The 22,586-nt window shown below is 75.6% G+C and carries 19 protein-coding genes and 3 pseudogenes; 12 read left to right on the top strand and 10 right to left on the bottom strand.

What is annotated here, in order from left to right; all coding sequences use genetic code 11:
• Positions 1-35: 35 nt before the first annotated feature.
• The 3 genes and pseudogenes from QMQ26_RS08590 to QMQ26_RS08580 all read right to left on the bottom strand — a co-directional run bounded on the left by QMQ26_RS08590 (position 36) and on the right by QMQ26_RS08580 (position 1,690).
• Positions 36-221 carry an amidohydrolase family protein gene (locus tag QMQ26_RS08590; protein WP_282205294.1) on the bottom strand — a complete coding sequence of 62 codons (186 nt, stop codon included), beginning with the start codon at positions 219-221 and terminating at the stop codon, positions 36-38.
• Positions 164-670 (bottom strand): annotated as a pseudogene (locus QMQ26_RS08585) (amidohydrolase family protein); the annotation flags it as partial. The pseudogene QMQ26_RS08585 and the gene QMQ26_RS08590, both read right to left, overlap by 58 nt.
• A gap of 426 nt (positions 671-1,096) precedes the next feature.
• Complete coding sequence (locus tag QMQ26_RS08580; protein ID WP_282205293.1) at positions 1,097-1,690, bottom strand: nuclear transport factor 2 family protein; 594 nt, start codon at positions 1,688-1,690, stop codon at positions 1,097-1,099.
• 87 nt (positions 1,691-1,777) lie between these two features.
• On the opposite strand from QMQ26_RS08580, the gene QMQ26_RS08575 reads away from it, so the two are divergent.
• On the top strand, positions 1,778-2,656 hold the full coding sequence (locus tag QMQ26_RS08575) for a LysR substrate-binding domain-containing protein (RefSeq protein WP_282205292.1): 879 nt from the start codon (positions 1,778-1,780) through the stop codon (positions 2,654-2,656).
• A 15-nt stretch (positions 2,657-2,671) separates the two neighbouring features.
• Here the strand turns inward: QMQ26_RS08575 and QMQ26_RS08570 are convergent, their stop codons facing one another.
• From QMQ26_RS08570 to QMQ26_RS08555, 4 genes are all read right to left on the bottom strand, one after another.
• Positions 2,672-2,869 carry a hypothetical protein gene (locus QMQ26_RS08570; protein ID WP_318552219.1) on the bottom strand — a complete coding sequence of 66 codons (198 nt, stop codon included), beginning with the start codon at positions 2,867-2,869 and terminating at the stop codon, positions 2,672-2,674.
• A 152-nt stretch (positions 2,870-3,021) separates the two neighbouring features.
• The gene (locus QMQ26_RS08565) at positions 3,022-4,050 is read right to left on the bottom strand and encodes an NAD(P)/FAD-dependent oxidoreductase (protein WP_282205291.1); all 1,029 of its coding nucleotides are present in this window, start codon (positions 4,048-4,050) and stop codon (positions 3,022-3,024) included.
• Positions 4,047-4,565 (bottom strand): isoprenylcysteine carboxyl methyltransferase family protein, encoded by a 519-nt coding sequence (locus QMQ26_RS08560; RefSeq protein WP_282205290.1) that lies wholly within the window; start codon positions 4,563-4,565, stop codon positions 4,047-4,049. Before QMQ26_RS08560 ends, QMQ26_RS08565 begins: the two co-directional genes overlap by 4 nt.
• A gap of 6 nt (positions 4,566-4,571) precedes the next feature.
• On the bottom strand, positions 4,572-5,564 hold the full coding sequence (locus tag QMQ26_RS08555; RefSeq protein ID WP_282205289.1) for a type III polyketide synthase: 993 nt from the start codon (positions 5,562-5,564) through the stop codon (positions 4,572-4,574).
• Positions 5,565-6,010: 446 nt separating this feature from the next.
• On the opposite strand from QMQ26_RS08555, the gene QMQ26_RS08550 reads away from it, so the two are divergent.
• Complete coding sequence (locus QMQ26_RS08550; RefSeq protein WP_282205288.1) at positions 6,011-6,826, top strand: UbiA family prenyltransferase; 816 nt, start codon at positions 6,011-6,013, stop codon at positions 6,824-6,826.
• 75 nt (positions 6,827-6,901) lie between these two features.
• Positions 6,902-7,321, top strand: a complete 420-nt coding sequence (locus tag QMQ26_RS08545; protein ID WP_100835568.1) for a VOC family protein — start codon at positions 6,902-6,904, stop codon at positions 7,319-7,321.
• 39 nt (positions 7,322-7,360) lie between these two features.
• Here the strand turns inward: QMQ26_RS08545 and QMQ26_RS08540 are convergent, their stop codons facing one another.
• The 3 genes and pseudogenes from QMQ26_RS08540 to QMQ26_RS08530 all read right to left on the bottom strand — a co-directional run.
• Complete coding sequence (locus QMQ26_RS08540) at positions 7,361-8,107, bottom strand: SDR family NAD(P)-dependent oxidoreductase (RefSeq protein WP_282205287.1); 747 nt, start codon at positions 8,105-8,107, stop codon at positions 7,361-7,363.
• A gap of 68 nt (positions 8,108-8,175) precedes the next feature.
• Entirely contained in the window at positions 8,176-9,102 is a 927-nt protein-coding gene (hemC, locus tag QMQ26_RS08535; RefSeq protein ID WP_100835566.1) for a hydroxymethylbilane synthase, read from the bottom strand.
• 143 nt (positions 9,103-9,245) lie between these two features.
• Positions 9,246-10,751, bottom strand: a pseudogene (locus QMQ26_RS08530) (alpha-amylase family glycosyl hydrolase); the annotation flags it as partial.
• Between the two features lie 277 nt (positions 10,752-11,028).
• Here QMQ26_RS08530 and QMQ26_RS08525 point away from each other — a divergent pair.
• From QMQ26_RS08525 to QMQ26_RS08485, 9 genes and pseudogenes are all read left to right on the top strand, one after another.
• Positions 11,029-11,544, top strand: coding sequence for a hypothetical protein (locus QMQ26_RS08525; protein ID WP_282205286.1), 516 nt, complete (start codon positions 11,029-11,031; stop codon positions 11,542-11,544).
• 381 nt (positions 11,545-11,925) lie between these two features.
• Positions 11,926-13,328: pseudogene (locus tag QMQ26_RS08520) on the top strand (hypothetical protein).
• Between the two features lie 209 nt (positions 13,329-13,537).
• Positions 13,538-14,818 carry a SidA/IucD/PvdA family monooxygenase gene (locus tag QMQ26_RS08515; protein ID WP_282205285.1) on the top strand — a complete coding sequence of 427 codons (1,281 nt, stop codon included), beginning with the start codon at positions 13,538-13,540 and terminating at the stop codon, positions 14,816-14,818.
• Positions 14,818-16,365, top strand: coding sequence for a class I tRNA ligase family protein (locus QMQ26_RS08510; protein ID WP_100835562.1), 1,548 nt, complete (start codon positions 14,818-14,820; stop codon positions 16,363-16,365). Before QMQ26_RS08515 ends, QMQ26_RS08510 begins: the two co-directional genes overlap by 1 nt.
• Entirely contained in the window at positions 16,362-17,525 is a 1,164-nt protein-coding gene (locus tag QMQ26_RS08505) for an NAD(P)/FAD-dependent oxidoreductase (RefSeq protein WP_282205284.1), read from the top strand. Before QMQ26_RS08510 ends, QMQ26_RS08505 begins: the two co-directional genes overlap by 4 nt.
• A complete protein-coding gene (locus QMQ26_RS08500) occupies positions 17,522-18,793 on the top strand; it encodes an MFS transporter (protein WP_282205283.1) in 1,272 nt (423 codons plus the stop codon). The genes QMQ26_RS08505 and QMQ26_RS08500 overlap by 4 nt, the downstream gene beginning before the upstream one ends.
• Complete coding sequence (locus QMQ26_RS08495) at positions 18,790-20,073, top strand: ATP-grasp domain-containing protein (protein WP_282205282.1); 1,284 nt, start codon at positions 18,790-18,792, stop codon at positions 20,071-20,073. Before QMQ26_RS08500 ends, QMQ26_RS08495 begins: the two co-directional genes overlap by 4 nt.
• Entirely contained in the window at positions 20,070-21,386 is a 1,317-nt protein-coding gene (locus tag QMQ26_RS08490) for an ATP-grasp domain-containing protein (protein ID WP_100835559.1), read from the top strand. The genes QMQ26_RS08495 and QMQ26_RS08490 overlap by 4 nt, the downstream gene beginning before the upstream one ends.
• Positions 21,383-22,576 carry an acyl-CoA dehydrogenase family protein gene (locus QMQ26_RS08485; RefSeq protein ID WP_282205281.1) on the top strand — a complete coding sequence of 398 codons (1,194 nt, stop codon included), beginning with the start codon at positions 21,383-21,385 and terminating at the stop codon, positions 22,574-22,576. The genes QMQ26_RS08490 and QMQ26_RS08485 overlap by 4 nt, the downstream gene beginning before the upstream one ends.
• The last annotated feature ends 10 nt before the right edge of the window (positions 22,577-22,586 follow it).

The following is a 22,586-nucleotide window of genomic DNA, read 5'->3' as shown; positions in this document are numbered from 1 at the left end:
GCGGCGTCCCGCGACAGGTCCGCCCGGCGGGTCGGTCAGAGGCCGAGGAGGCGTTCGGCGTTGCGGTGGGCGATGTCGTGTTGGGCGTCCTCGGAGAGGCCGGAGCCGGTCAGGAAGGCGCGGGCTCCGGCGTTGCCGACGAACGGGTAGTCGACCGAGTGGATCATGCGGTCGGTGCCGAGCAGGTCGGTGCAGAAGCGCAGGTGGGGGGCGGTGAACATGCCGCTGGGGTGTAGTAGGAGTTCTGCCGGACGTACTCGCCGATGGTGCGGTCCAGGCCGGTGGCCTTGCGCGGCAGGGCCTCGTCGAGGCGGTCCAGGTACCAGGGGACCGCCTCGCCCCAGTGCCCGAGGATGAACTGCAGCTCGGGGTGGCGGTCGAGGACGCCGCTGAGCACCAGGTGGACGAAGTGGATGCCGGACTCGTTGTGCCAGCCCCAGGCCGCGGTCGCGAACCGGGTGGCGACGACCGGGGCCAGGCCCGCCTCGTAGTTGTCGGCGGCGGTGACCCGGCTCGGCGGCGCCGGGTGCAGGTAGATCGGCACGCGCAGTTCGGCGGCGGTGCGCAGGATCGGCTCGAAGCGCTCGGCGGAGAGGAACTCGTCGTCGGTCCGGCCGTGGATGAGGGTGCCGACGTGACCCAACTCCTGGACCGCGCGGCGGAGTTCGTCCGGGGCGTGCTCGGGGCGGTGGTGGGCAGGGACGCGAAGGCCGCGAACCGGCCGGGGTGGCGCTCACCGGCCGCCGCGAGGCGGTCGTTGACGTCGCGGACCAGCTCCGGCGCCACGTCGGCGGGCAGGTACTGGGTGGTGAGGTTGGACAGCACCTGGAGGTCGATGCCCTCGGCGTCCATGGCGGCCAGCCGCCCCTCGTCCAGATCCTCCAGCACCTCGGCCGACGGGCTGTAGGGCAGGCCGCTCGCCGGGGCGTAGGACGCGCCGAAGCCGGGGCTCACCTCGGCCGTGCGGGCGGCGGAGGCCCGGGCCACGCCGGGGTGCAGGGTGTGTTCCTCGATGGTGATCAGTCTCATCGTGCTGTTCGACGTCCTTCGTGGGTGGCGGCGGGGGTGCGCGCGGTGGCGCGCGGCGGGCGGGTCGTCAGCCGTCCGTCCGCTCGTGCAGCCAGGCGGACGCGGACTCCTTGAGGTCGCGCTCCAGCTCGCTGCCCCTGGTCGCGAAGACCCGGCCCACCGGGTAGCCGGTGGCCTCCAGCAGGTAGGCGAGGGCCGCGTACTCCCGGGGGTGCCGGTCGACCGCCCGCGGGTCGATGTCGACGGGGCCGGCCGGGAAGGTGAACGAGGCGAAGTCGTAGACGCTCTTGCGGTCGCTGATCCGCCACACCCCGTCTCGCTTCTCCAGGCGGTCGACGAACCGGTTGTGGCCCTCGCAGCCCAGCCGGAGGTCGGTGTTCTCGCCGATGATGACGGCGTTGGTCTCGCTGACGGCGCGGGTGCCGTCCGCGGAGAAGGTCACCACGGGCGCGGTGATCAGGTGCTTGGTGCGGAAGGCGGAGGCCCCCATCCGGGCGGACGCGTCGACGAACTCGTGCGCCGGCCCCTCGAACCAGGTGATCTCGATCCGGCCGTCCGGGTGGAAGAGGCCCTTCAGCCGCTCCCAGTCGCCCAGGTCGCGGTGGATCCACCCGGTCATGAGGTCGGCGATGTCCTGTCGGTCCTGGAGTGTCGCGTTCATGCGTCCAGTCTTCGCTCCGGAGAGCGATAGATCCAACCGAAAGATACGATCGAACGATCGCTGCGGACGATGGACGGGAGGCGGTCCGTGGAACTGCGGCACCTGCGCTACTTCGTCGCCGTCGCCGACGAACGGCACTTCGGCCGGGCCGCCGCCCGGCTGAACGTCACCCAGTCCACCCTCAGCGCCCAGGTGCAGGCCCTGGAGCGCGAGGTGGGCGGGCGGCTGTTCACCAGGACCAGCCGGAGCGTCGAGCTGACCGAGGCCGGCGAACTGCTGCTCCCCGCGGCCCGCCGCACCCTGGCGCAGGCCGACCGGGCCCTGCGGGCCGCCCGGCAGTCCGTGCGCGGCGAGACCGGGACGGTGCGGATCGGCTTCTCCGGCGTCGCCGTCCTCCAGGGCGTCCTCCCCGACGACCTGCACGACTTCCGCCTGGCCCATCCCCGGGTCGGACTCGCCCTGACCGAACTCCCGCCCGCCGCCCAGGTCCAGGCGGTGCGCGACGGCACGCTCGACCTCGGCTACTGCCCCGACCTCGCCCTCGGCGACGCCGACGGCCTGCGGGTCACCCGCCGCGCGCCCACCCCGCTCTCCGTCGCCCTGCGCTCCGACCACGAACTGGCCTCCGCCCCCGCCGTGACCGCCGCCGCGCTGGCCACCCACGACCTCATCGTCTTCGCCGGCCGCGAGGAGGACGAGACCGTCCTGTCCCGGATCCGGCCCGCCGCCGAGAAGGACCGCGCCCGGGTCCGCGTGGTCGGCAGCACCCTCGGCGTCCTCGCCCTCGCCTCGGCCGGCGCGGGCGTGGCCCTCGTCCCCGCCGCCACCGAACGGATCACCCTGCCCGGCCTCACCTACCGCCCCCTGCACGGAACCGCACCGGGGCCGGACCTGCTGGTCATCGGCCGCCCCGACGAGACCTCCGGAGCGGTCCGCGCCTACCTCCGCGCCCTCCCCGCCCCCTGACCCGCCACGACCGCCTCACGCCGTCCGCCCCCACACCGTCCGGTCCCCGCCCCGCCACCCCACCAGGTCCGGATCGTCCAGGTCCGGCTCCGCGACCCCCGCCCGCCGGATCAGCTCCACCACCTCCTCCGGCCCGGTCGCCCGCCCCACCGTCCGCCCGTAGATCTCCACCCGCCGGTACGGCCGCACCCCGCGGGTCGGCGGGCGGACCACGACCGGCGGGTGGAATATGTCTCCGGACTCGCTCATACCCCCAGTGTCCCGCGCCCCCCGCGCAACGGCCCGTCGGCGTCACTCCGCGTCGCCGGTCCGGTGCGGAGGGTGGTTCCCCGGGCGGGTCGCCCGACCCGCCGGCCCGGTCCGGGTCAGCGGGCCAGGAGGTTGACGGCGGTGCGGAAGAGCGGGGGGAGGGTGGCGGCGAGGGGGACGATGCGGGGGCCCAGCCAGGGGTGGTGGCGGGTGGTCAGGAGGGCGGAGGTGAGGAGGCGGTAGGGGCGGGTGGCGCGGTGCCAGGCGCGTTCGTAGGTGGCGGGGCGGCCGGTGGTGAGGCAGTGGACGGCGGTCTCGGCGGAGGCCAGGGCGAGGGCGACGCCTTCGCCGGTGAGGGCGTCCAGGTAGCCGGCGGCGTCGCCGACCAGCAGGACCCGGCCGTGCACCCGGGCCCCGGCCCGCTGCCGCAGGGGGCCCGCGCCCCGGACCGGGCCGGCTGGTGCGTCGCCGAGGCGGTCCAACAGGGCGGGGAAGGAGGCGAGTTGGCGGTCGAACGGGAGGCGGGCGGTGCCGAGCACGGCGACCCCGACCGTCCCGTCCGCGATCGGCGTGACGTACGCCTCGGCGTGCCGCGACCAGTGCACCTCGACCAGGTCGCTCCACGGCCGGACCGCGAAGTGCCGCCGCTGCCCGTACCGGGCCGGGTGCCGCCCGGGGGCGGGCAGGTGCAGGCCGAGGGCGCGGCGGACGGGGGAGTGCAGGCCGTCCGCCGCGACCAGGTGGCGGGCGGTCAACTCGCCGACACTGACCGAGTGTCGGTCCAGCCGCAGTCCGTCGGCCCGGGTGGTGAGGCGGTGGACGCCGAGCTGTTCGGCGCGGGCGGCGAGCGCGGCGTGCAGGGCGGTGCGGCGCACGCCCAGGCCGTACCCGGTGCGGAAGCGGGCCTCGGCGGTGCGGGCGCCGTCCGCGGACAGGTAGCGGATGCCCGCGAACGGGCGGCCCCCGACCTCGACGCCCAGCCGCTCCAGGGCCCGCACCGCGCCCGGCATCAGGCCCTCGCCGCACGCCTTGTCGATCGGCGTCGGCCGCGGCTCCAGGACGGTGGTGGCCAGCCCCGCGCGGGCCGCGTGGATCGCGGTGGCCAGCCCGGCCGGGCCGCCGCCGACCACCAGCAGGTCGATCACCCGGCCACCCGGCAGCGGGTCAGCGCGGCGTCCTCGCAGCGCAGCCGGGTGGCCAGCAGCCAGGCGTCCAGCACCGTGAAGCAGAGCGCGGTGGCCCACGCCGTGTGCACCAGCGGCAGCGCGAAGCCCTCGACCACCACCGCGAGGTAGTTGGGGTGCCGCAGCCACCGGTACGGGCCGCCGGAGACCAGCGGCAGGTCCGTCACCACGATCACCCGGGTGTTCCAGCGCGGCCCCAGCGTCCGGATGCACCACCAGCGCAGCCCCTGCGCGCCCAGCGCCAGCGCCAGCATCGGCCAGCCCAGCACGGGCAGGAACGACCGCCCCGCGTACCGGACTTCGAGCAGACAACCGGCCAGCAGCGCGGTGTGCAGCACCACCATCGCCGGGTAGTGCCCCCGCCCGTACTCGACGCCGCCCCGGGCCAGGCTCCAGGCGGCGTTGCGGCGGGCGACCAGCAGTTCCGCCAGCCGCTCCACGGCGACCAGCGCGATCAGGACGGTGTAGGGGATCATCTTCGACTACCAGCGCAGGAGGACGAGTTCGGAGGCGAAGCCGGGCCCGAGCGCCAGCATCAGCCCGTACGAGCCGGGCGGCGGCGGGCCGGCCGCGAGCACGTCCCGCAGGATGTGCAGCACGGACGCCGAGGAGAGGTTGCCGCAGCGCGCCAGCGAGGCCCGGCTCGGGGCCAACGCGGTGGCGGGCAGGCCGAGTTCCTCCTCCAGCACGTCCAGCACCCGGGGGCCGCCCGGGTGGCAGATCCAGGCCGTCACGTCGCCCGGCTTGAGGTCGTGCGCGGCCAGGAAGGACGCCACCTCCTCGCCCACGTGCAGCCGTACCAACTCCGGGAGTTCGGCGCCCAGCAGGATGCCGAACCCGGAGTCGCCGACCTCCCAGCCGAGCAGCCGCTCGGTGCCCGGGTACAGCCGGCTGCGGGTCGCCACCACCTCGGGCCCGGTGCGGCCGAGCGCGTCGCCGGCCGCGTCGCCGACCGCGACCAGCGCGCCCGCGCCGTCCCCGAACAGCGCCGTGGCCAGCAGGTTCGCCGCCGAGGTGTCGGCGCGCTGGAGCGTCAGCGAGCACAGCTCGGTGGCCAGCAGCAGCGCCACCCCGTCCGGACGGCCCGCCAGCAGGTCGTCCACCGCCGCGACCCCCGCCGCCCCGCCCGCGCAGCCCAGCCCGAACAGCGGCAGCCGCCGGATGTCCTCGCGAAGCCCCAGCCGGGGCGCCAACCGGGCCTCCAGGGACGGGACCGCGATGCCCGTGACCGTGGTGGAGACCACGAAGTCGACCCGGTGGGAGGGGATTTCGGCCTCGTCCAGGGCCCGCGCGGCGGCCCGCTCGGCGAGCTCGGCGGCGGCCGTCAGCCAGGCGTCGTTGGCCCGGCCGAAACCGCCCAGCTCCGGATAGCGCTCCAACGGGAACGCCAGGTGCCGGAACTCCACCCCCGCCCCCGCGAAGAACCGCTCCGCCAACGCCCCCGCCTGCCCGGCGCCCGGGCGCAGCGCCGCCACCGCCCGGCCAACTCCCGCTGCCCGTAGCGGTGGGCCGGGAGCACTCCGTGCACAGCCGCGATCCGCGTCACCGGCCCAGAATAGGGAAGATGCGGAGAGAACCGGTCAATTCGCCCGGCCGGGCGCGTCTCGGCCGGTGACGGAGCGTCAATCACGGGCTCCTGGGCACCGGCCGCCGCTGTCGACGGGATCGGCCCGCAGGCGGGGATGATGGCCCGGCGTCCCGATGGCACGGGCGGCGGAACCGGGGCCCTCCGCTGTCGGTTCCTCCTTCCGGGGGCAGGCCCGGGTGGGCCTGAGCGGACCTGGGCGGTCATGGGCGGGTCGGGGGTCATGGGGTCCGCCGGGCCGCGCGGGGCGGGTGGACTGCCTTTGCTGGAGGGGATCTTGGCGATTCGTCCATGTCCTCGGCGGCGATCCGCCGCGCACCCCCTAGCCTGGCCGGTGTGAGCAGCGCAGCGGTGGTGACCCGGGCCCGGATCGGGGCCCTGCTGCGGGCCTGCCACCCCGCGCCCTCCGCCGCCGTGACCGCCCTGGCCGCCGCGATGGCCGCGGCGGCCGGGCGCGGCGCGCTCGGCACGGTGCTCACCGCCGGTGCGGTCGGGGCCGGGCAGTTGTCGATCGGGTGGAGCAACGACCTGATCGACCGGCGGCGGGACGCGGACGCGGGGCGGCCCGACAAGCCGCTCGCCGCGGCGGAGGTGACGGCGGGGCAGGTCGCCGGGGCCACCCGTTGGGCGGTGGTGTGCTGCGTGCTGCTCTCGGCGGCCTGCGGGGTGGCCGCGGCGGCGGTCCACCTGGTGGCGGTGGCCGCGGGCTGGGCGTACAACCTGCGGCTGAAGGCGACCGCCTGGTCCTGGCTCCCGTACGCGGTGGCCTTCGCGCTGCTGCCGGCGTTCGTGACGCTCGCCCTGCCCGGACGGCCCTGGCCCGCCCCCGGGGTGCTCGGCGCGGGCGCGCTGCTCGGTGTCGCCGGGCACTTCGCCAACGTGCTGCCCGACCTGGTCGCGGACCGCGCCGCCGGCATCCGCGGCCTGCCCCAGCGGCTGGGCCGCCGCGCCTCGGCGGCCGTCGCCGTCCTCGCCGCGACCGCCGCGGCCCTGCTGCTCGCCCCCGGCTGGCCCGCCCTCGCCGTCACCGCCCCGCCCGCCCTGGCCACCCTGCTCGCCCCGCCCCGCAGCCGCGCCCCCTTCCTGGCGGTGATCGCGGCGGCGGCGCTGGCGCTCGGCCTGCTGCTGCTCGGGGACGGGCTGCGCGGCTGAGCCCGCGGGCGCCGGACGGGGTTGTCGGCGGCGGGTGGCAGGATGGCGCGCCGGACACGGCCACCGGAGGAAGACATGCGTCAGCGACTCAACCTGATCCTGCTCGGGGTGCGCGACGTCGCCGCCTCGGTGGCGTTCTACCAGGAGCTGGGCTGGCGGCGGTCCGCGGCCGGCTCGGACGGGTTCGCGCTGTTCGAACTGGGCGGCGTCGCGGTCGGGTTCCAGTCCCGGGCGGACTTCGCGGCCGACGCCGGGCTGCCCGACCCGGGGCCGGGCGGCTTCGCCGGCTTCGCCCTGGCGTACGTGGCCCGCAGCGCCGACGAGGTGTACCGGGTCATGGCCCGGGCCGCCGAGCTGGGCGCCGCCGTCACCCGCCCGGCCGGCCCGAACCCCTGGGGGCACAGCGGGTACTTCACCGACCCCGACGGCCACCTGTTCGAGGTGCTGTACGAGGACGGCTGGATCTTCGACGAGCACGACGACCTGGTGCTCTGACCGCCCAGGGCCGCCCAGGGCCGCCCAGGGCCGGGGCGGTCAGGCCGAGAAGCCGCCGTCCACCGCGATCACCGCGCCGGTGACGTACCCGGCGTCGGGCCCGGCCAGGTGGGCGACGGTGGCGGCGATCTCGGCGGGGGCGGCGTAGCGGCCGAGGGCGGTGAGGCCGCTGATCGCGCTGGCGCCGGGGCCGTCGGCGGGGTTGGCGTCGGTGTCGGTCGGACCGGGGTGGACCAGGTTGACGGTGATGCCGCGCGGGCCGAGTTCGCGGGCCAGGCCCTTGGTCAGGCCGACCAGGGCGGTCTTGGTCATCGCGTACAGGGCGAGGCCGGGGAAGGGGACCCGGTCGGCGATGTTGCTGCCGATGCCGATGATCCGGCCGCCCTCCGGCAGGTGCGCCGCGGCGGCCCGGGCCAGCAGGAACGGGGCGCGGACGTTGACGGCCAGGACGGCGTCGAGCTGCGCCGTGCCGACCCCGTCCAGCGGGCCGGCGGGGAAGGCGGCCGCGTTGCTGACCAGCACGTCCAGTCGGCCGAGCGTGCGCACGGTGCGTGCCACCGCGCCGGTCAGGGCCGTCTCGTCCGCGCTGTCGGCCCGGATCGCCAGGGCCCGGCGGCCCAGTCCCTCGATCTGCCGGGCCACCTGTTCGGCCCGTTCGGCGTCCTGGCGGTAGGTCAGGGCGACGTCGGCGCCCTCCGCGGCGAGCCGCAGCGCGATGGCGGCGCCGATGCCCCGGCTGCCGCCGGTCACCAGGGCGACGTGTCCTTCGAGTCGGTTGCTGTCCATGGCGTCGAGCCTCGTCCGGGCGGGCGCCGGGCGCCGGCGGCAATCGGTCGGTGCGTTCCGGCACCCGTTCAGGCGAGCGGGCGCGGGCGCGGTCCGCGCAGCAGGGTCTCGGCGTCCTGGTCGAGGAGCAGGCCGGCCACCGCGCGGCCGAGCTTCTCGGGGCCGGCCGGGGTGCCGGAGAGGCGGGCCTCGATCTGCCGGGTGCCGCAGGGGGAGGTGATCTGGCCGTGCAGGGTGAGGATGCCGTCGGCGGTGGTGGCGAGGGCGCCGACCGGGACGGAGCAGCCGCCGTGGAGTTCGGCGAGCATGGCGCGTTCGGCGCGGACCTCGGCGTCGGTGCCGGGATCGCCGGTGCCGGCGAGCAGTTCGCGGGCCTTGGCGTCGTCGGCGCGGACCTGGATGCCGAGGGCGCCCTGCCCGGGGCTGGGCGGGAAGCGGTCGAGCGGGAGGAACTCGGCGGCCTCCCCGGCGCGGCCGAGCCGGTGCAGGCCGGCCGCGGCCACGACGACCGCGTCCAGGGTGCGCAGCCGGGCCAGCCGGGTCGGGACGTTGCCGCGGATTCGCTCGGGGGCCAGGTCGGGCCGCACGTGCAGGAGTTGGGCGATCCGGCGGGCGGCGGAGGTGCCGACCCGGGCGCCGGCCGGGAGGTCGGCGAGGGCGGCCCCGCACAGGGCGTCCCGGACGTCGGCGCGCGGCGGGGAGGGGAGCAGCACCAGGCCGTCGGGGTCGGCGGTGGGCAGGTCCTTGAGGGAGTGGACGACCACGTCGACCTCGCCGTCGAGCAGGGCGGCGGCCTGCCGTCCGGCGAACGCGGCGCCGCCGCCGCGTTCGGAGACCTCGCGCAGGTCGGACTTCCGGTCGAGGTCGCCGTCCTCCAGGATCACCCGGTGGCGGAACACGACGTCCGGGAAGCGCTCGCGCAGCGGGGCGAGGAACTCCTTGACCTGGGCCCGCGCCAGCTGGCTGGCGCGCGACCCCACCACCAGTTCGACCATCGTCAACTCCCGTCCGGAACGCTCACTCTGACGGCATGTTAGCGCCGCGCGGGCGGTCCGGTTTCCGACCGAATGTCGGGAAGCGCCGGTGCCGGGGTCGGGGGCCGGGCCGGGCCGGATTCCGGGACGGGTGCGGGCCCGGGTCAGCGGGTGAAGACCCCGTACGAGAAGCCCTCCGCGCGCAGCACCGAGTGGGTCAGCGACACGCCCCGCCCGAGCAGCAGCCGTCCCGGCAGGTCGCGTTCCACCGGGAGGCAGGCGGGGGTGCGGCGCGGGTTGACCACCACCAGGTGGCGCCCGCCGCGCAGGTACGCCAGCGGGTAGCCGGTGTGCAGCAGTTCGACCGGGGCGTCCGGGCCGAGGCCGGGGTGCGCGCGGCGCAGTGCGATCAACTGCCGGACCTGGTGCAGCAGGGAGGTCTCGTCGGCGCGCTGGGCGGCGACGTCGGGGCGGTCCGGGGCCGGGTCCGGCGGCAGGTAGAGGCGGTCGGCGGGGGCGGTGGAGAACCCGGCGCCGGGCGTCGCGTCCCACTGCATCGGCGTGCGCGAACCGGCCCGGTTGTAGCGCGGGCCCAGCACGCTGCCCTCGGTGTCCGGCAGGTCCGGCACGAAGCGCATGCCGATCTCGTCGCCGTAGTAGATCGCCGGGACGGTCGGCCAGGTCAGCAGGAAGGCGAACGCCGCGGCCAGCTGCTCGCGGGTGCGCGGGCCGCAGGCCAGCCGGGAGAAGTCGTGGTTGGCGGTCGGCAGCGCGGCGAAGCCCCGCCCGGCCGTCGCCCGCGCGGCGCGGTCCCACTCGGCGAGGAACGGGCGCATCGAGCCGCGCCCGTCCGGATCGAAGTAGCAGGGCTGCTCGGGCCACTCCTCGTGCACCGTGCCCGCGCCGTTGTTCCACAGCGAGCGCAGCGCCGCGCCCCCGGTGGGGCCGCCGAACTGGAGGAAGAAGTCGCCGTGGAAGCCCATCGGGACGGACCGGGCCGGGTCGCCCCACTCGGCGAGGAGCACCCGGTCGGGGTGGTGCGCGTCCATCCAGGCCCGGGTCTCGCGCCACAGCCGGCCGGTCTCGGTGAACCCGGGGTCGTCCTTGACCAGCGAGGAGGCCATGTCGACCCGGAAGCCCGCGACGCCCAGGCCGAACCAGTGCGCCATGACCTCGCGCAGCGCCGCCCGATTGGCCCGCGGGCCCTCGGCGTCCACCGGCTGCCGCCACGGCTCGGCCGGGTCGGTGCGGGCGTACCCGAAGTTCAGCGCGGGCTGGAAGTCGAAGAAGTTCGGCCGGTACCAGCCGGGCCGGCCGCCCGGCGAGGCCACGTACCCGGGTGCCGGGCGGTCCGCCCAGACGTAGCGGTGGTCGTCCGGGTCGGCGGCCGAGCGGACGAACCACGGGTGCCGGTCGGAGGTGTGGCCCGCGACCAGGTCCAGCAGCACCCGGATGCCGCCGCGCCGGGCCGCGTCGGTGAACTCCGCCAGCTCCTCCGACGTCCCGTAGCGGGGCGCGGTGGCCAGGAAGTCCGCCACGTCGTAGCCCGCGTCGCCGAACGGGGAGACGAAGCACGGGTTCAGCCACACCGCGTCCACCCCCAGCCAGCGCAGGTACTCCAGCCGCTCCGTCAGCCCCGCGAAGTCGCCGGTCCCGTCCCCGAAACTCTCCCGTCCGCGCCCACTCCGTACCCACCGCGCCCCCTCCCACCCCGCGCCCGACCGTCCCCCCGAGCCATGCCCCGCCCCGGCCCGCCGGAACCGGCCGGGCCGCCGGACGGGCGTCCGGGGCGGGGTGGCATCATCACCGGGTCACGGTGGTTCGGGTGCGGTGGGAGTGGTCGCGGTGGGGTGGCGGTGGTGGCGCCGGAACCGTCAGGAAGCGTCGGCGGGGACGCCGGGGGCGGCCGGGACGTCCGGCTGGCCGCCGGACGAGGAGCTGACCGCGTTGCTGGCCGCCGCGGACGCCGGCGACGAGGTCGCATTGGGTGAGCTGGGGTCGCTGTTCCACTCGAACGGCCACCCGGCCGGCGCGCTGTACTGCTGGGAACGCGCCTGGGCGGCCGGGAACACCGTGGCCGGGTTCAACCTGGGTACGCACCACTCGATGGCCGGGGACAGCAACCGGGCCCAGGTGATCTGGGAACAGGTTGCCGCGCTCGGCGACCCGGACGCCATGCTCGGCCTGGTCAGGCAGGCCCTGGAACGTGGGGACCGGGCCGGGGTGGAGCGGTGGGCGCCGGTGATCCTGGCCCAGGACGAGGCGTTCCCGATCACCGCGCTGGGCGTGGCCTTCCGCAGCCGCGGAGACCTCGACCGGGCCGTGCACGCCTTCCTGCGCGCCGAGGAACTGGGCGACGCCCACGCCATGGAGTACCGGGCCCGGATCCTCACCGCCCAGGGCCGCACCGCCGAGGCCGAGGCCCTGCTGGCCCGGGCCGCGACCGCGCAGCGGATGCTCTGACGACCCGCACCGGCTCCCGCGTCGCGGGGCGGGCGCGGGGGAGCGGAGGCGGCACCGGTATCGAGTGCGCCTGGAGGAAAGGGCGGTGACGGAAGGTCAGGGGGCCGTCCGAGGGGTGGGACGGGGGCGGCGGGGGGCGGGGTGGCGGCGCTAGGGTGCCTGACATGACCCTGCTGGTGAGCCGCCGCCATGTCGACCATGGCCGTGCCACCACGACGGGGTGTCGCCGCGTCGGCTGACGCGGCCCGCTCCCCTCCCTCCTGCCGAGGGCCGCTCACGCACTCCGCCGAGCGGCCCCGCGCCTTCCTGCCCCGGTGCCGTTCGGCGTCCTTTCCTTCCGCTCCCGGCGGAACACGTCCGACTCCCGGAACAGGACCTGCCATGCGCTCACGACTGCTGCTCCCCGCCCTCGCCCTGGCCGCCGCGCTCGCCGCCACCGCCTTCGGACCGCTGCCGCCGCAGAACCCGGCGACCGCCCCGAACGGCAACGCCGGGATGCACGGCGACTCGGCGTCCAGCGACACCACCCCGTACGCCGGGCCCGGCACCGGCGCCGTCAACTGGAGCCGCACCGCGCTCGCCTCGGCCTGCCCGACCGTCACCGTCGGCCGGGACGGCTACCCCGTCGCGCTCTGCACCACGATCTTCGGCCAGACCCCGACCGTGCACCTGCTCGACCCGGCCAACGGCAAGGACCTCGCCTCGCTGGAGCTGCCCAAGGGCGCGCTGTTCGGCGGCGTGTACGCCTACCTGGACCAGGACGACCGGCTGGTCGGCGTCGACGGCAACGACAACCTGCTCCGGATCGGCCACCACCGGGCGGGCAGCGGCTGGCAGTTGACCGTCGACCAGAGCACCCCGCTGGCCGGCGCCGTCCCGTCCGGCGACAACATCGTCGGCCTCAGCCCCGGCTGGGACGGCAAGGTCTGGTTCGCCACCGGCGGCGGCGTGATCGGCACCGCCGACACCGCCACCGGCGCGGTGCGCACCCTGGCCACCGGCGAGGGCGTCGCCAACAGCATCTCCACCGTCCCCGGCCACACCGCCGTCGCCACCGACCACGCCCTCTACCTGCTCGGCCAGGCCGCCGACGGCACGCCCGTCGTGCAGTGGCGCGCCCCTACGACCGCGGCCCCGGCCGCAAGCCCGGCCAGCTCAGCTGGGGCACCGGCGCCACGCCCAGCTTCTTCGGGCCCGGCACCGGCACCGAGTACGTCACCCTCACCGACAACGCCGCCCCGCACGAGAACCTGCTGGTCTACAAGGTCGACGCCGGACCGGCGCCGGTCTGCGCCACGCCGGTGCTCACCAAGTGGGCCGCCAGCGGCACCGAGGACGCGGTGATCGCCTCCGGCCGCAGCGTGTTCGTCACCAACACCTACGGCTACCCGTACCCGGCGCTGCCCGAGGGCGCGCCCGCCAGCGTCCCGTCCTCGGCCTCCTACCAGGGCGGCCTGGCCCGGGTCGACCTGAACGAGAGCGGCACCGGCTGCGCCACCGTCTGGGAGAGCGACGTCAAGTCGGCGGCGCTGCCCCGGCTCTCGCTCGGCGACAACCTGATCTACACCGCCACCGTCAGCGGCCCGACCGACTCGATCGGCGCGCAGACCTTCGCCACCTACGCGCACGCCGTGATCGACCCGGCCACCGGCGCCAAGCTCACCAGCACCGCCTTCGGCATCGGGCTGCTGTACAACCCGCTCCAGATGACCGGCACCACCGCGCCCGACGGCACCCTCTACCAGGGCACCGAGACCGGCGTGCTGCGCATCACCCGTAAGTAGGGAAGGCCGGAAGGGCCCCGGGGGAAGCTCCCCCGGGGCCCTTCGCGCGCCCGTCCGGAATTTCCCCCGCCGCCGGGAAGCGCGCCCTACCCGCCGGGAAGCCCGGCTTCCTAGATTCCTCGACGCGACGACGCGACGCCGCCGCGACGCCGACACGACAACCGGCCCTGGACGAAACCGAGTTCAACCGAGTTCCCGAGGGGGAAGATGTGGCTGACCTAGAGGTGGGCGTACTGGCGATCGGCGCCGGCCCGGCGAACCTGGCCCTCGCCGCCGCGATCGAGGAGAGCGGATCGGCCGAACTGGCCGAGCGCACCCTGCTGCTGGAGCAGGCCCCGGACATCAAGTGGCAGCGCGACCTGCTGATGCCCTGGGCCCGCAGCCAGGTGTCCTTCCTGAAGGACCTGGTGACGCTGCGCGACCCGCGCAGCCGCTTCTCGTTCCTCAACTTCCTGCACCAGCACGACCGGCTCGACCAGTTCATCAACCTGGGCACTTTCCACCCGCACCGCTGGGAGTTCTCCGACTACCTCCAGTGGGTGGCCCGCTCGCTGGAGAAGGTGCAGATCCGCTACGACGCCCGGGTCACCGCCACCGAGCCGCGCCACGACGCCGACGGCCGGCTGATCGGCTGGCAGGTCACCCTCGCCGACGGCGACACCGTCCGCTGCCGCGACCTGGTCGTCGGCGCCGGGCGCGACATGCACATCCCGGAGGTCTTCGCCGACCTGCCCGCCGAGAAGCTCATCCACAGCGCCCGCTTCCGCAGCCGGATCAACGCCGTCGACAAGGACGCCCCGCTGCGCACCGTGGTGGTCGGCGGCGCGCAGAGCGCCGCCGAGATGTTCATGGCGCTGTACGAGAACCTGCCGAACTCCACCGTCACCATGCTGGTCCGCTCGATCGGCCTACAGAACTACCAGACCAGCAAGTTCGTCAACGAGCTGTTCTACCCGTCCTTCGTCGACGAGTTCTTCGACGCCCCCGCCGAGACCCGCGCCCAGCTCCTCGACGAGATGCGGTTCACCAACTACGCGGCCCTCGCCCCGCCCTTCCTGGACGAGCTGTACATGCTGCTCTACCGGGAGAAGATGATCGGCACCGGCCGGGCCGAGGTCCGGGCGATGACCGAGGTGCTCGCCGCCCGCGAGGAGGACGGCGAGGTGGTCCTCGACCTGCGCGACCGGCGCACCGGCAAGGTCACCGAGATGAGCTGCGACCTGGTCCTGCTCGGCACCGGCTACGACAGCCGGATGCCGTCCCTGGTACGGGAGTTGACCGGCAAGACCGGCCTGTCCGACGTCACCGTCAGCCGCGACTACCGGGTCGACCTGGGCACCGGCACCGACGCCGCGCTCTACCTCCAGGGCGTCAACGAGGCCACCCACGGCATCGCCGACTCGCTGATCAGCGTGCTCGCCCACCGGGCCCGCGACATCACCGGCGACCTGCTGGAGCGCCACGGCCTCGCCCCGGCCGGTGCCCGCTGATGGCCGCGCTGCTGGTGATCGCCCCCGGCCCCACCGCCAACGGGGACCTGCACCTGGGCCACCTGGCCGGGCCGTTCCTCTCCGCCGACGTCTGCGCCCGCTACGCCCGCGCCACCGGCCGCGACAGCCTGTTCGGCACCGGCGTCCACTTCACCCAGAACTACATCGTCACCACCGCCCGCCGGCTCGGCGAGGCCCCCGAGGAACTGCGGCTGCGCGCCGCCGAACAGGTCGAGGCCACCCTGGCCGCGGCCGGCATCGTCCCCGATGGCTTCGTCCGCTTCGACGAGCGCTACCTGAAGACCGTCCGCACCTTCTTCGAGCGGCTGCACGGCGAGGGGCACCTGCGGCTGCGCAAGGTGCGCTTCCCGTACCTGCCGGCCACCGGCGAGTACCTCACCGACGCCTACGTCCGCGGCGGCTGCCCGGTCTGCCTGGCCGAGGGCTGCGCCGGACTGTGCGAGAACTGCGGCCACTGGATCGCCTCCGGCGACCTGCTCGGCCCGCGCTCCACCCGGCACCCCGAACTCCCGGTCGAACTGCGGGAGAAGGAGGTCCTGGTCCTGCCGCTGGAGGAGCACCGGGCCGCCCTGGCCAGCCACTTCGCCCGGCTCGCCCCCACCATGCGGCCCCGGCTCGCCCAGCTGGTCGAGGAGCTGATGGCCCGCCGGCTGCCCGACTACCCGATCACCCTGCCGATCGACTGGGGCATCCCCGCCCCGTTCGCCGAGACCCCCGGCCAGGTGCTGTACTCCGACACCGAGACAGTCGCCTGGAGCCTGCACGCCATCGCGCTGGCCGCCGAGTCGCGCGGCGAGGTGCCCGGCGACGAGGAACGGCACTGGGCGCTGGAGGCCGGGCCCGAAGTGGTCTACTTCTTCGGCTCCGACGCCAGCTTCGCCTTCGCGCTGGCCGGCACCGCCATGCTGCTGGCCCTCGGCGGACTCGCCCTGCCCGCGCACTTCGTCACCAACGAGTTCTACGAACTCGACAGCGACAAGTTCTCCACCAGCCGCGGCCACGTCGTCACCGGACGCCAGCTCACCGCCGAAGTCCCGCGCGACCTGGCCCGCTACTACCTGGCCGTCACCGGACCGGACTTCCAGCGCACCAACTTCACCCGCGCCGCCATGGACCGGGTCTGCGGCCAGCGCCTGGTCGAACCCTGGAACCGGGTCGCCGCCAAGGCCGAGGCGTACCTCGACCGCGGCCCGCTGCCGGTCAGCGACCGCTCCCGGCACGCCGCCGCCCTGATCGCCGAACGCTTCGCGGCCGCCCTGCGCCCGCGCCGCTTCAGCCTCAGCGCCGCCGCGTTCACCCTCACCGAACAGCTCGGCCGGCTCGACCGCTGGGAGGTCACCGACGCCGACGCGGGCGACTTCTGGCACGAACTCGACCTGTTCCTGCGCTGCGCCGCCCCGCTGCTGGTCGACCTCGGCGCCGAGGCCCTGCCCGACCCCGCCATCCCCGCCGAACCGACCGCCACCACCGCCCTGCCCCGCGCCCTGCCCCGGCTGGCGACCCGCGTGCGCGGCGGCGGACGGTGAGCACCGCCCCCGCCCGGGCGGACAGCGCCACCACCGGCGGGACGGGCAGCGCCACCACCGGCGGGACGGGCAGCGCCGTCCGGGCGGACAGCGGCACCACCGGCAGCACGGGCAGCGCCGCCGCGCACGTGCTGGTGGTCGGCGCGGGCGTCACCGGGCTGCTCACCGCCGTCGCCTGCGCCCGGGCCGGGCACCGGGTCACCGTGCTGGAACGCGGCCCGCTGCCCAACCCCGACGCCACCTCGCACGACCAGCACCGCGCCCTCCGCACCCTGCTGCCCGGCGACCCCGACGGCACCGCCCGCCGGCTCGCCGCGCACCGCCACTGGGAGGACCTGGAGACCCTGCTCGGCACCGCGCTGTACCGCCGGGTCGGGGTCCTCACCGCCCACCCCGCGGACCGCCTCGACGAGCTGCTCGCCGCGGCCGAGCAGGCCGGCGTCCCGGTCGACCTGCCCGCGCCGGACGACCTCCCGCCGCTGGGCCTGCCGCCCGGCACCGTCGGGGTGCGCGAGCGCACCGGCGGCGTGCTGCTCGCCGACCGGGTGCTGCGCGCCGCCGCCCGCTGGCTGACCGCCCGGCCGGGGGTGGCGCTGCGCCCGCACAGCACCGTCCGCTCGGTGTTCACCGGCTCCGGGCGGATCGTGCTGGACACCGGCGAGGTGCTCCGCGGCGACCTGGCCCTGCTGGCCGGCGGCCCGTGGACGCGCCGGCTCGCCGACAGCCCCGTCACCCTGTACCGGCAGACCATGCTCTACCTGGGCCGACCGGCCGGCGGCGACCGCTGGGACGCCGCCCCCACCGCGGGCGGCCTCGGCCGCGAGGGCCGCGGCTGGGTGCTGCCGCCCGGCGCGGGCACCCTGCTCAAACTCAGCTCCGACACGGTGTGCCGCCCCGTCGCGGACACCGACAGCGGCGGCGAGGACCAGCGTCCGTACCTGGACCGGCTGGCCGCCGAGGGCGTCCTGCCCGACCTGGAGCGCTACCCCGTGGCGGGCGTCCGGGTCTGCCACTACACCGCGGACGCCGCCACCGGCGGCCCGCTGCTGGCCCGGGTCTCCCCGGGCCTGTGGACCCGCGCCGCCTGCGGCGGCAGCGGGTTCTCCACCGCTCCGCTGGTCGCGGAGCGCATCGCCGAGGCAGTGAGGGAGGCGGCATGACCGACGAAGGGCCACCGATCGGGGTCCTCGACACGCTCCGGGCCACCCCGGCCACCGTCCGCTACCTGCTCGGCGGCGTCCTGGTCAACCAGCTCGGCGCGTTCGTCCAGACCTTCCTGGTGCTGTACCTGACGCACCGGGGGATGTCCGACGGCACCGCGGGCCTGGCGCTGGCCGCCTACAGCCTGGGCACCGTGTTCGGCACCGTGCTCGGCGGGGAGATCACCCACCGGCTCGGGGCGCGCACCGCGATCGTCGCGGCGATGGCCTGCTCCGCGCCGCTGGTCGCGGTGCTGCCGCTGCTGGCCCGGCCCGGGCGGGTCCCGGCGCTGCTGGTGGCGATCGCGCTCGCCGGGCTGTGCGCCCAGGCGTACCGGCCGGCCGCCTCGGTGCTGCTCAGCGACCTGATGCCGGAGCGCTACCAGGTGATGGCGTTCTCGATGATGCGGATCGCGCTGAACACCGGCGCGGCGCTCGCCCCGCTGATCGCCGCGGGCGTGATCCTGCTCGACTGGGACCTGCTGTTCTGGCTGGACGGCGCCACCACCCTGGTCTACGCGCTGCTCGCCCACCGGCTGCTGCCCCGGCACCAGGTGCCCGAGCCGGCCCCGCAGGCGAAGGCCGAGCGGCGCTCCGGCGGCCGGGCGGCGTACGCGGCGATGCTCCGGGACCGGGCGTACCTGGCCTACCTGGCCGCGGTGGTGCTCGGGACGGTCGCCTACGTGCAGTCCTCGATCTCGCTGCCGTTGGAGATCGTCCACGACGGCTACCCGACCTGGCTGTACAGCGCGGTGCTGACCGCCTCCTCGCTGGTGCTGATCACCTGCGAGCTGAAGATCACCGCGTACATCACCCGCATCCCCACCCACCTGGCGGTCGGCGTCGGCCACCTGGTCAACTCGCTCGGCCTGGCCGCCTACGGGCTGGCCGTGCACTCCGGGGCGTTCGTGCTGTTCGGCGCGGTGCTCGCGGTCAGCGGCCTGATGATCGCCGGGCCCAGCATGTTCGCCCACCCGGCGACCTTCCCGGCCGCGGCCAAGGCCCGCTACCTGGCCACCATGCAGGCCGCGGCCGGGCTGGCCTCGGCGGTCGGACCGCTGTTCGGCGTCTGGGCCTGGACCAGGCTGCACGCCGGGTTCTGGGTGCTGATGGCGCTGGTCAACGGTCTGGCCGGGGTGCTCGCGCTGCTCGGCATCAAGCACCGGGCGGGCCCGGCGGACGCCGAGCGCCGGGACACCGATCCGGAACCCGTGGAGGAGACCGTATGAACGCCCGCCCCACCCCCGCCGGCCCGGTGCTGATCGTCGGCTACGTGGCCTTCGCGGTACCCGCCGTGGCCGCCTTCCAGGAGACCGGCTCGGTGGTCTACGTCGAGGAGCCGGACGTCGCCCGCAAGCGGCACCTCGCCGAAGCCGTCGAAGGCATCGACTACGCCCGCGGGCTGATCGAGTGGGAGTACCACCTGCCGGGCCGGGCGGACGCCTTCTTCGCCGCCCACCCCGGGCTCGACCCGGTCGCGGTGATCCCCGCCGTCGAGTACGCGGTGCCGTTCGCGGCCCGGCTCGCCGAGCGCTACGGGCTGCCCGGGGCCGGTCTGGGCGCGGCCCAACTGCTGCGCGACAAGCACCAGTTGCGGGTGGTCGCGGCTGCCGCCGGGATCGCCAACCCGGCCAGCGAGCCGGTCGCCGACGCCGCCGGGCTGGCCGGCTTCCTGGCCCGGCACCCCGGCCCGGCGGTGCTCAAGCCCGCCAACCGGCAGGCCTCGGTCGGCACCCTGGTGGTGCGCGGGCCGGAGGAGGTCGAGGCGGCCTGGGCGTTCGGGCAGGCCCAGGACGAGGGCGTGTTCGTCCCGGACCGGCCGATCGCGGCCGCCATGCTGGCCGAGGAGTACGTCGAGGGGCCGGAGTTCAGCGTCGAGATGCTGGTCTCCGGCGGGCGCCCGGTGTTCGCCAACACCACCGGCAAGCTGCTCTACCCCGGCCGGTACCCGATCGAGGCCGGGCACACCGTCCCGGCCGAACTGCCGCCGGACACCTGCGAACTGCTGGCCGCCGAGACCGAACGGCTGGCCGCCGCCGTCGGCTTCGGCACCGGCGTGCTGCACTGCGAGTGGATCCTCGCCGACGGCGTCCCGGTGCTGGTCGAGTGCGCCGGACGGCTGCCCGGCGACTCGATCACCGACCTGATCGAGGCCGCCTACCCGGTCGACCTCACCCGCGCCTACTACGCGCTGATGCGCGGCGACGACCCCGGCCCGCTGCCCGCCAAGGCCGAACGGGCCACCGCCGCCGCCTTCCTGGCCCCCGACCGGCCCGGCACCGTCACCGCCGTGCACGGCCTGGACGCGGCCGCCGCCGCCGAGGGCGTGCAACTGGCCGTGGTCGGCATCGCCCCCGGCCACCGGGCCGCCGGACTGCGCAGCTCCTGGGACCGGGTCGGCATCGTCACCGCCCTCGCCGACACCCCCGCCGAGGCCCGCCGGCTGGCCGACGAGGCCGCCGCACTGGTCCGGTTCGACCTCGACTCCCGCGCAGCGGAGGAATCATGACGGAACGTCAGGAAGCAACACCCGGCACGCTGCTGGTGATCGGCAGCGGGCTGAAGGAGTACCGCGAGTACCTGGTCGGCCCGATGAGCCGCCGGGCCCGCGCCGCCGGGCTGGAACTGCTGCTGGTCAACAACCTGCGGCCGACCTGGCAGCGCGAGTACTTCGACGAGATCGTGGTCGCGGACGTCTTCGACACCGCCACCATGAACGCCACCGTCCGGGAGATCGCCGCCCGCCGGAACATCGTCGGCCTGCTCTGCTGGGACGAGCCGCTGGTGCTGGACGCCGGCCTGCTGGCCGCCGAACTCGGCGTCCCCGGCCTGTCCGAGCGCGGCGTGCGCGGCGTGCGCGACAAGGACCGCACCCGCACCGTGCTCACCGCCGCCGGACTGCGCCAGCCCGGCTTCGCGCTCACCACCGACCTGGCGGAGGCTCGCGCCGCCGCCGCCCGGATCGGCTACCCGGTGGTGCTCAAGCCGCGCGCCATGGGCGCCAGCATCGGTGTGGTCTTCGCCGCCGACGAGGGTGAGCTCGACGCGGCGTTCGACACCGCGCTGTCCGCCAGCCGGGTCGACCCCGGGCCGTACCGGGCCAGCGTGATCGTCGAGGAGTACGCGGGCGGGCCGGAGATCAGCGTGGACGGCGCCGTCCACCGGGGCGAGTACCTGCCGCTGTTCCTGGCCCGCAAGTACAGCAGCGACGAGCCGTACTTCGAGGAGGTCGGCCACATCGTCGACGCCGCCGACCCGCTGCTCGCCGACCCCGCGCTGCTGGCCGTGCTGGCCGACGCGCACCGGGCGCTCGGCGTCGAGGACGGCATCACCCACACCGAGCTGCGGCTCACCCCGCGCGGACCGCTGATCATCGAGGTCAACGGCCGGCTCGGCGGCGACCTGATCCCGCTGCTGGGCCGGATCGCCACCGGCATCGAGCCCGGCGAGGTGCTGTTCGACGTCGCGGTCGGCCGCCGCCCGCGGACCGCCCCGAGCCGTGCCGCGGTGGCCGGCATCCGCTTCGGCTGCCCCGAACAGGACTGCCGGCTGGAGGAGTTGACCCTCCCGAAGCCCGGCGACGCGCCCGGCCTGCTGCACGCCGCGCCGATGGCCCCGACCGGCACCGTGCTGCGGCTGCCCCCCGGCGGCTACCTGGCCCGGCATTCCTTCGTGGTCTGCGAGGCCGACAGCCTCGCCGCCTGCGAGCAGCGCCTGGCCGCCGCCGCCGAGCTGGTCGAGACCCGGGTCTCCGAGGTCGGTCCGGCCGACCCGCGGGCCCCGTTCGCGATGCCCGCCGGGCTGCTGGACGTGGACCGGTGAGCGCCGCCGCGGCCCTGGACGCCGCCGAGATCCTGCGCCGGGCCAAGGAGCTGGCGCCGGTGCTGCGGGAGAAGGCCCCGGAGATCGAGGCCAACCGCACCCTGCCCGCCGAAGTGGTCGAACTGCTGCGCACCACCGGGGTGTTCCGGATGTGCTTCGCCCGCGCCTGGGGCGGCCCGGAACTCACCTCGATCGAGCAGCTGGAGGTGGTGGAGGCGCTCGCGTACGGCGACGCCTCGGCCGCCTGGTGCGCGGTGATCGGCGCCAACAGCGGCCTGCTGGCCAACTTCCTGCACCAGTCCGTGGTCAAGGACGTCTACCCCGACCTGGACCTGATCACCGCGGGCGTGCTCGCCCCGGCCGGCCGGGCCGAGCGGGTCCCCGGCGGCTTCCGGCTCAGCGGGCGCTGGTCGTTCGGCTCCGGGATCAAGCACAGCGACTGGGTGACCTCCGGCGCCTTCCTGTTCCAGGACGGCGAGCCCTGGGCCGAGCCCGGCAGCCCGCACGCGCACGACTCCCGGCAGTTCCTGGTGCCCCGCTCCGCCGTCGAGGTGGTCGAGAACTGGGACACCACCGGCCTGCGCGGCACCGGAAGTTGCGACTACACGATGGACGGGGTGTTCGTCCCCGAGGAACACACCTTCACCTTCTGGGAGGTCCGCGGCACCCCGGGCCCGCTCGCCCAGCCCGACTCCTTCATGCGCGCCCTGTGCGGCGTCCCGCTCGGGGTGGCCCGCGCCGCGCTCGACCACGCCCGCGAGGTCGCCACCGCCCGTTACGACCGGATGGCCGGCCGGAGCTGGGCCGACAGCTGGCGGGTGCAGACCGAACTCGCGCGCTGCGAGGCCGAGTTCCACGCCGCCCGGGAGGGCGTGTACGGGGCGGCCCGGCGGCAGTGGGAGGTGCTGGCGGCCGGCGGCACCCTGGACGACCTCACCCCGACCGAGCGGGCCGCCTCCCCGCTCGCCTGGCTGCACGCCTTCCGCACCTCCCGGGCCGTCGTGGTCCGGCTCTACGACCTGCTGCAGACCTGGTCGATCAACCGCTCCTCGCCGATGGACCGCTGGCTGCGCGACACCGCCGTGATGTGCCAGAACCTCACCGCCCAGGACGCGGTGCTGGAGTCGGTCGGCGCCTACCTGCTCGGCCGGCCGCCGCTGTTCCGGATCAGCCTCGGCCTCTCCACCTGACCCGACGCCC

This window comes from Kitasatospora fiedleri (genome assembly GCF_948472415.1).
Taxonomy (GTDB): Bacteria; Actinomycetota; Actinomycetes; order Streptomycetales; family Streptomycetaceae; genus Kitasatospora; species Kitasatospora fiedleri.
The sequence above is the reverse complement of the archived record's forward strand: the minus strand, read 5'-3'. Positions and strand labels throughout refer to the sequence as shown.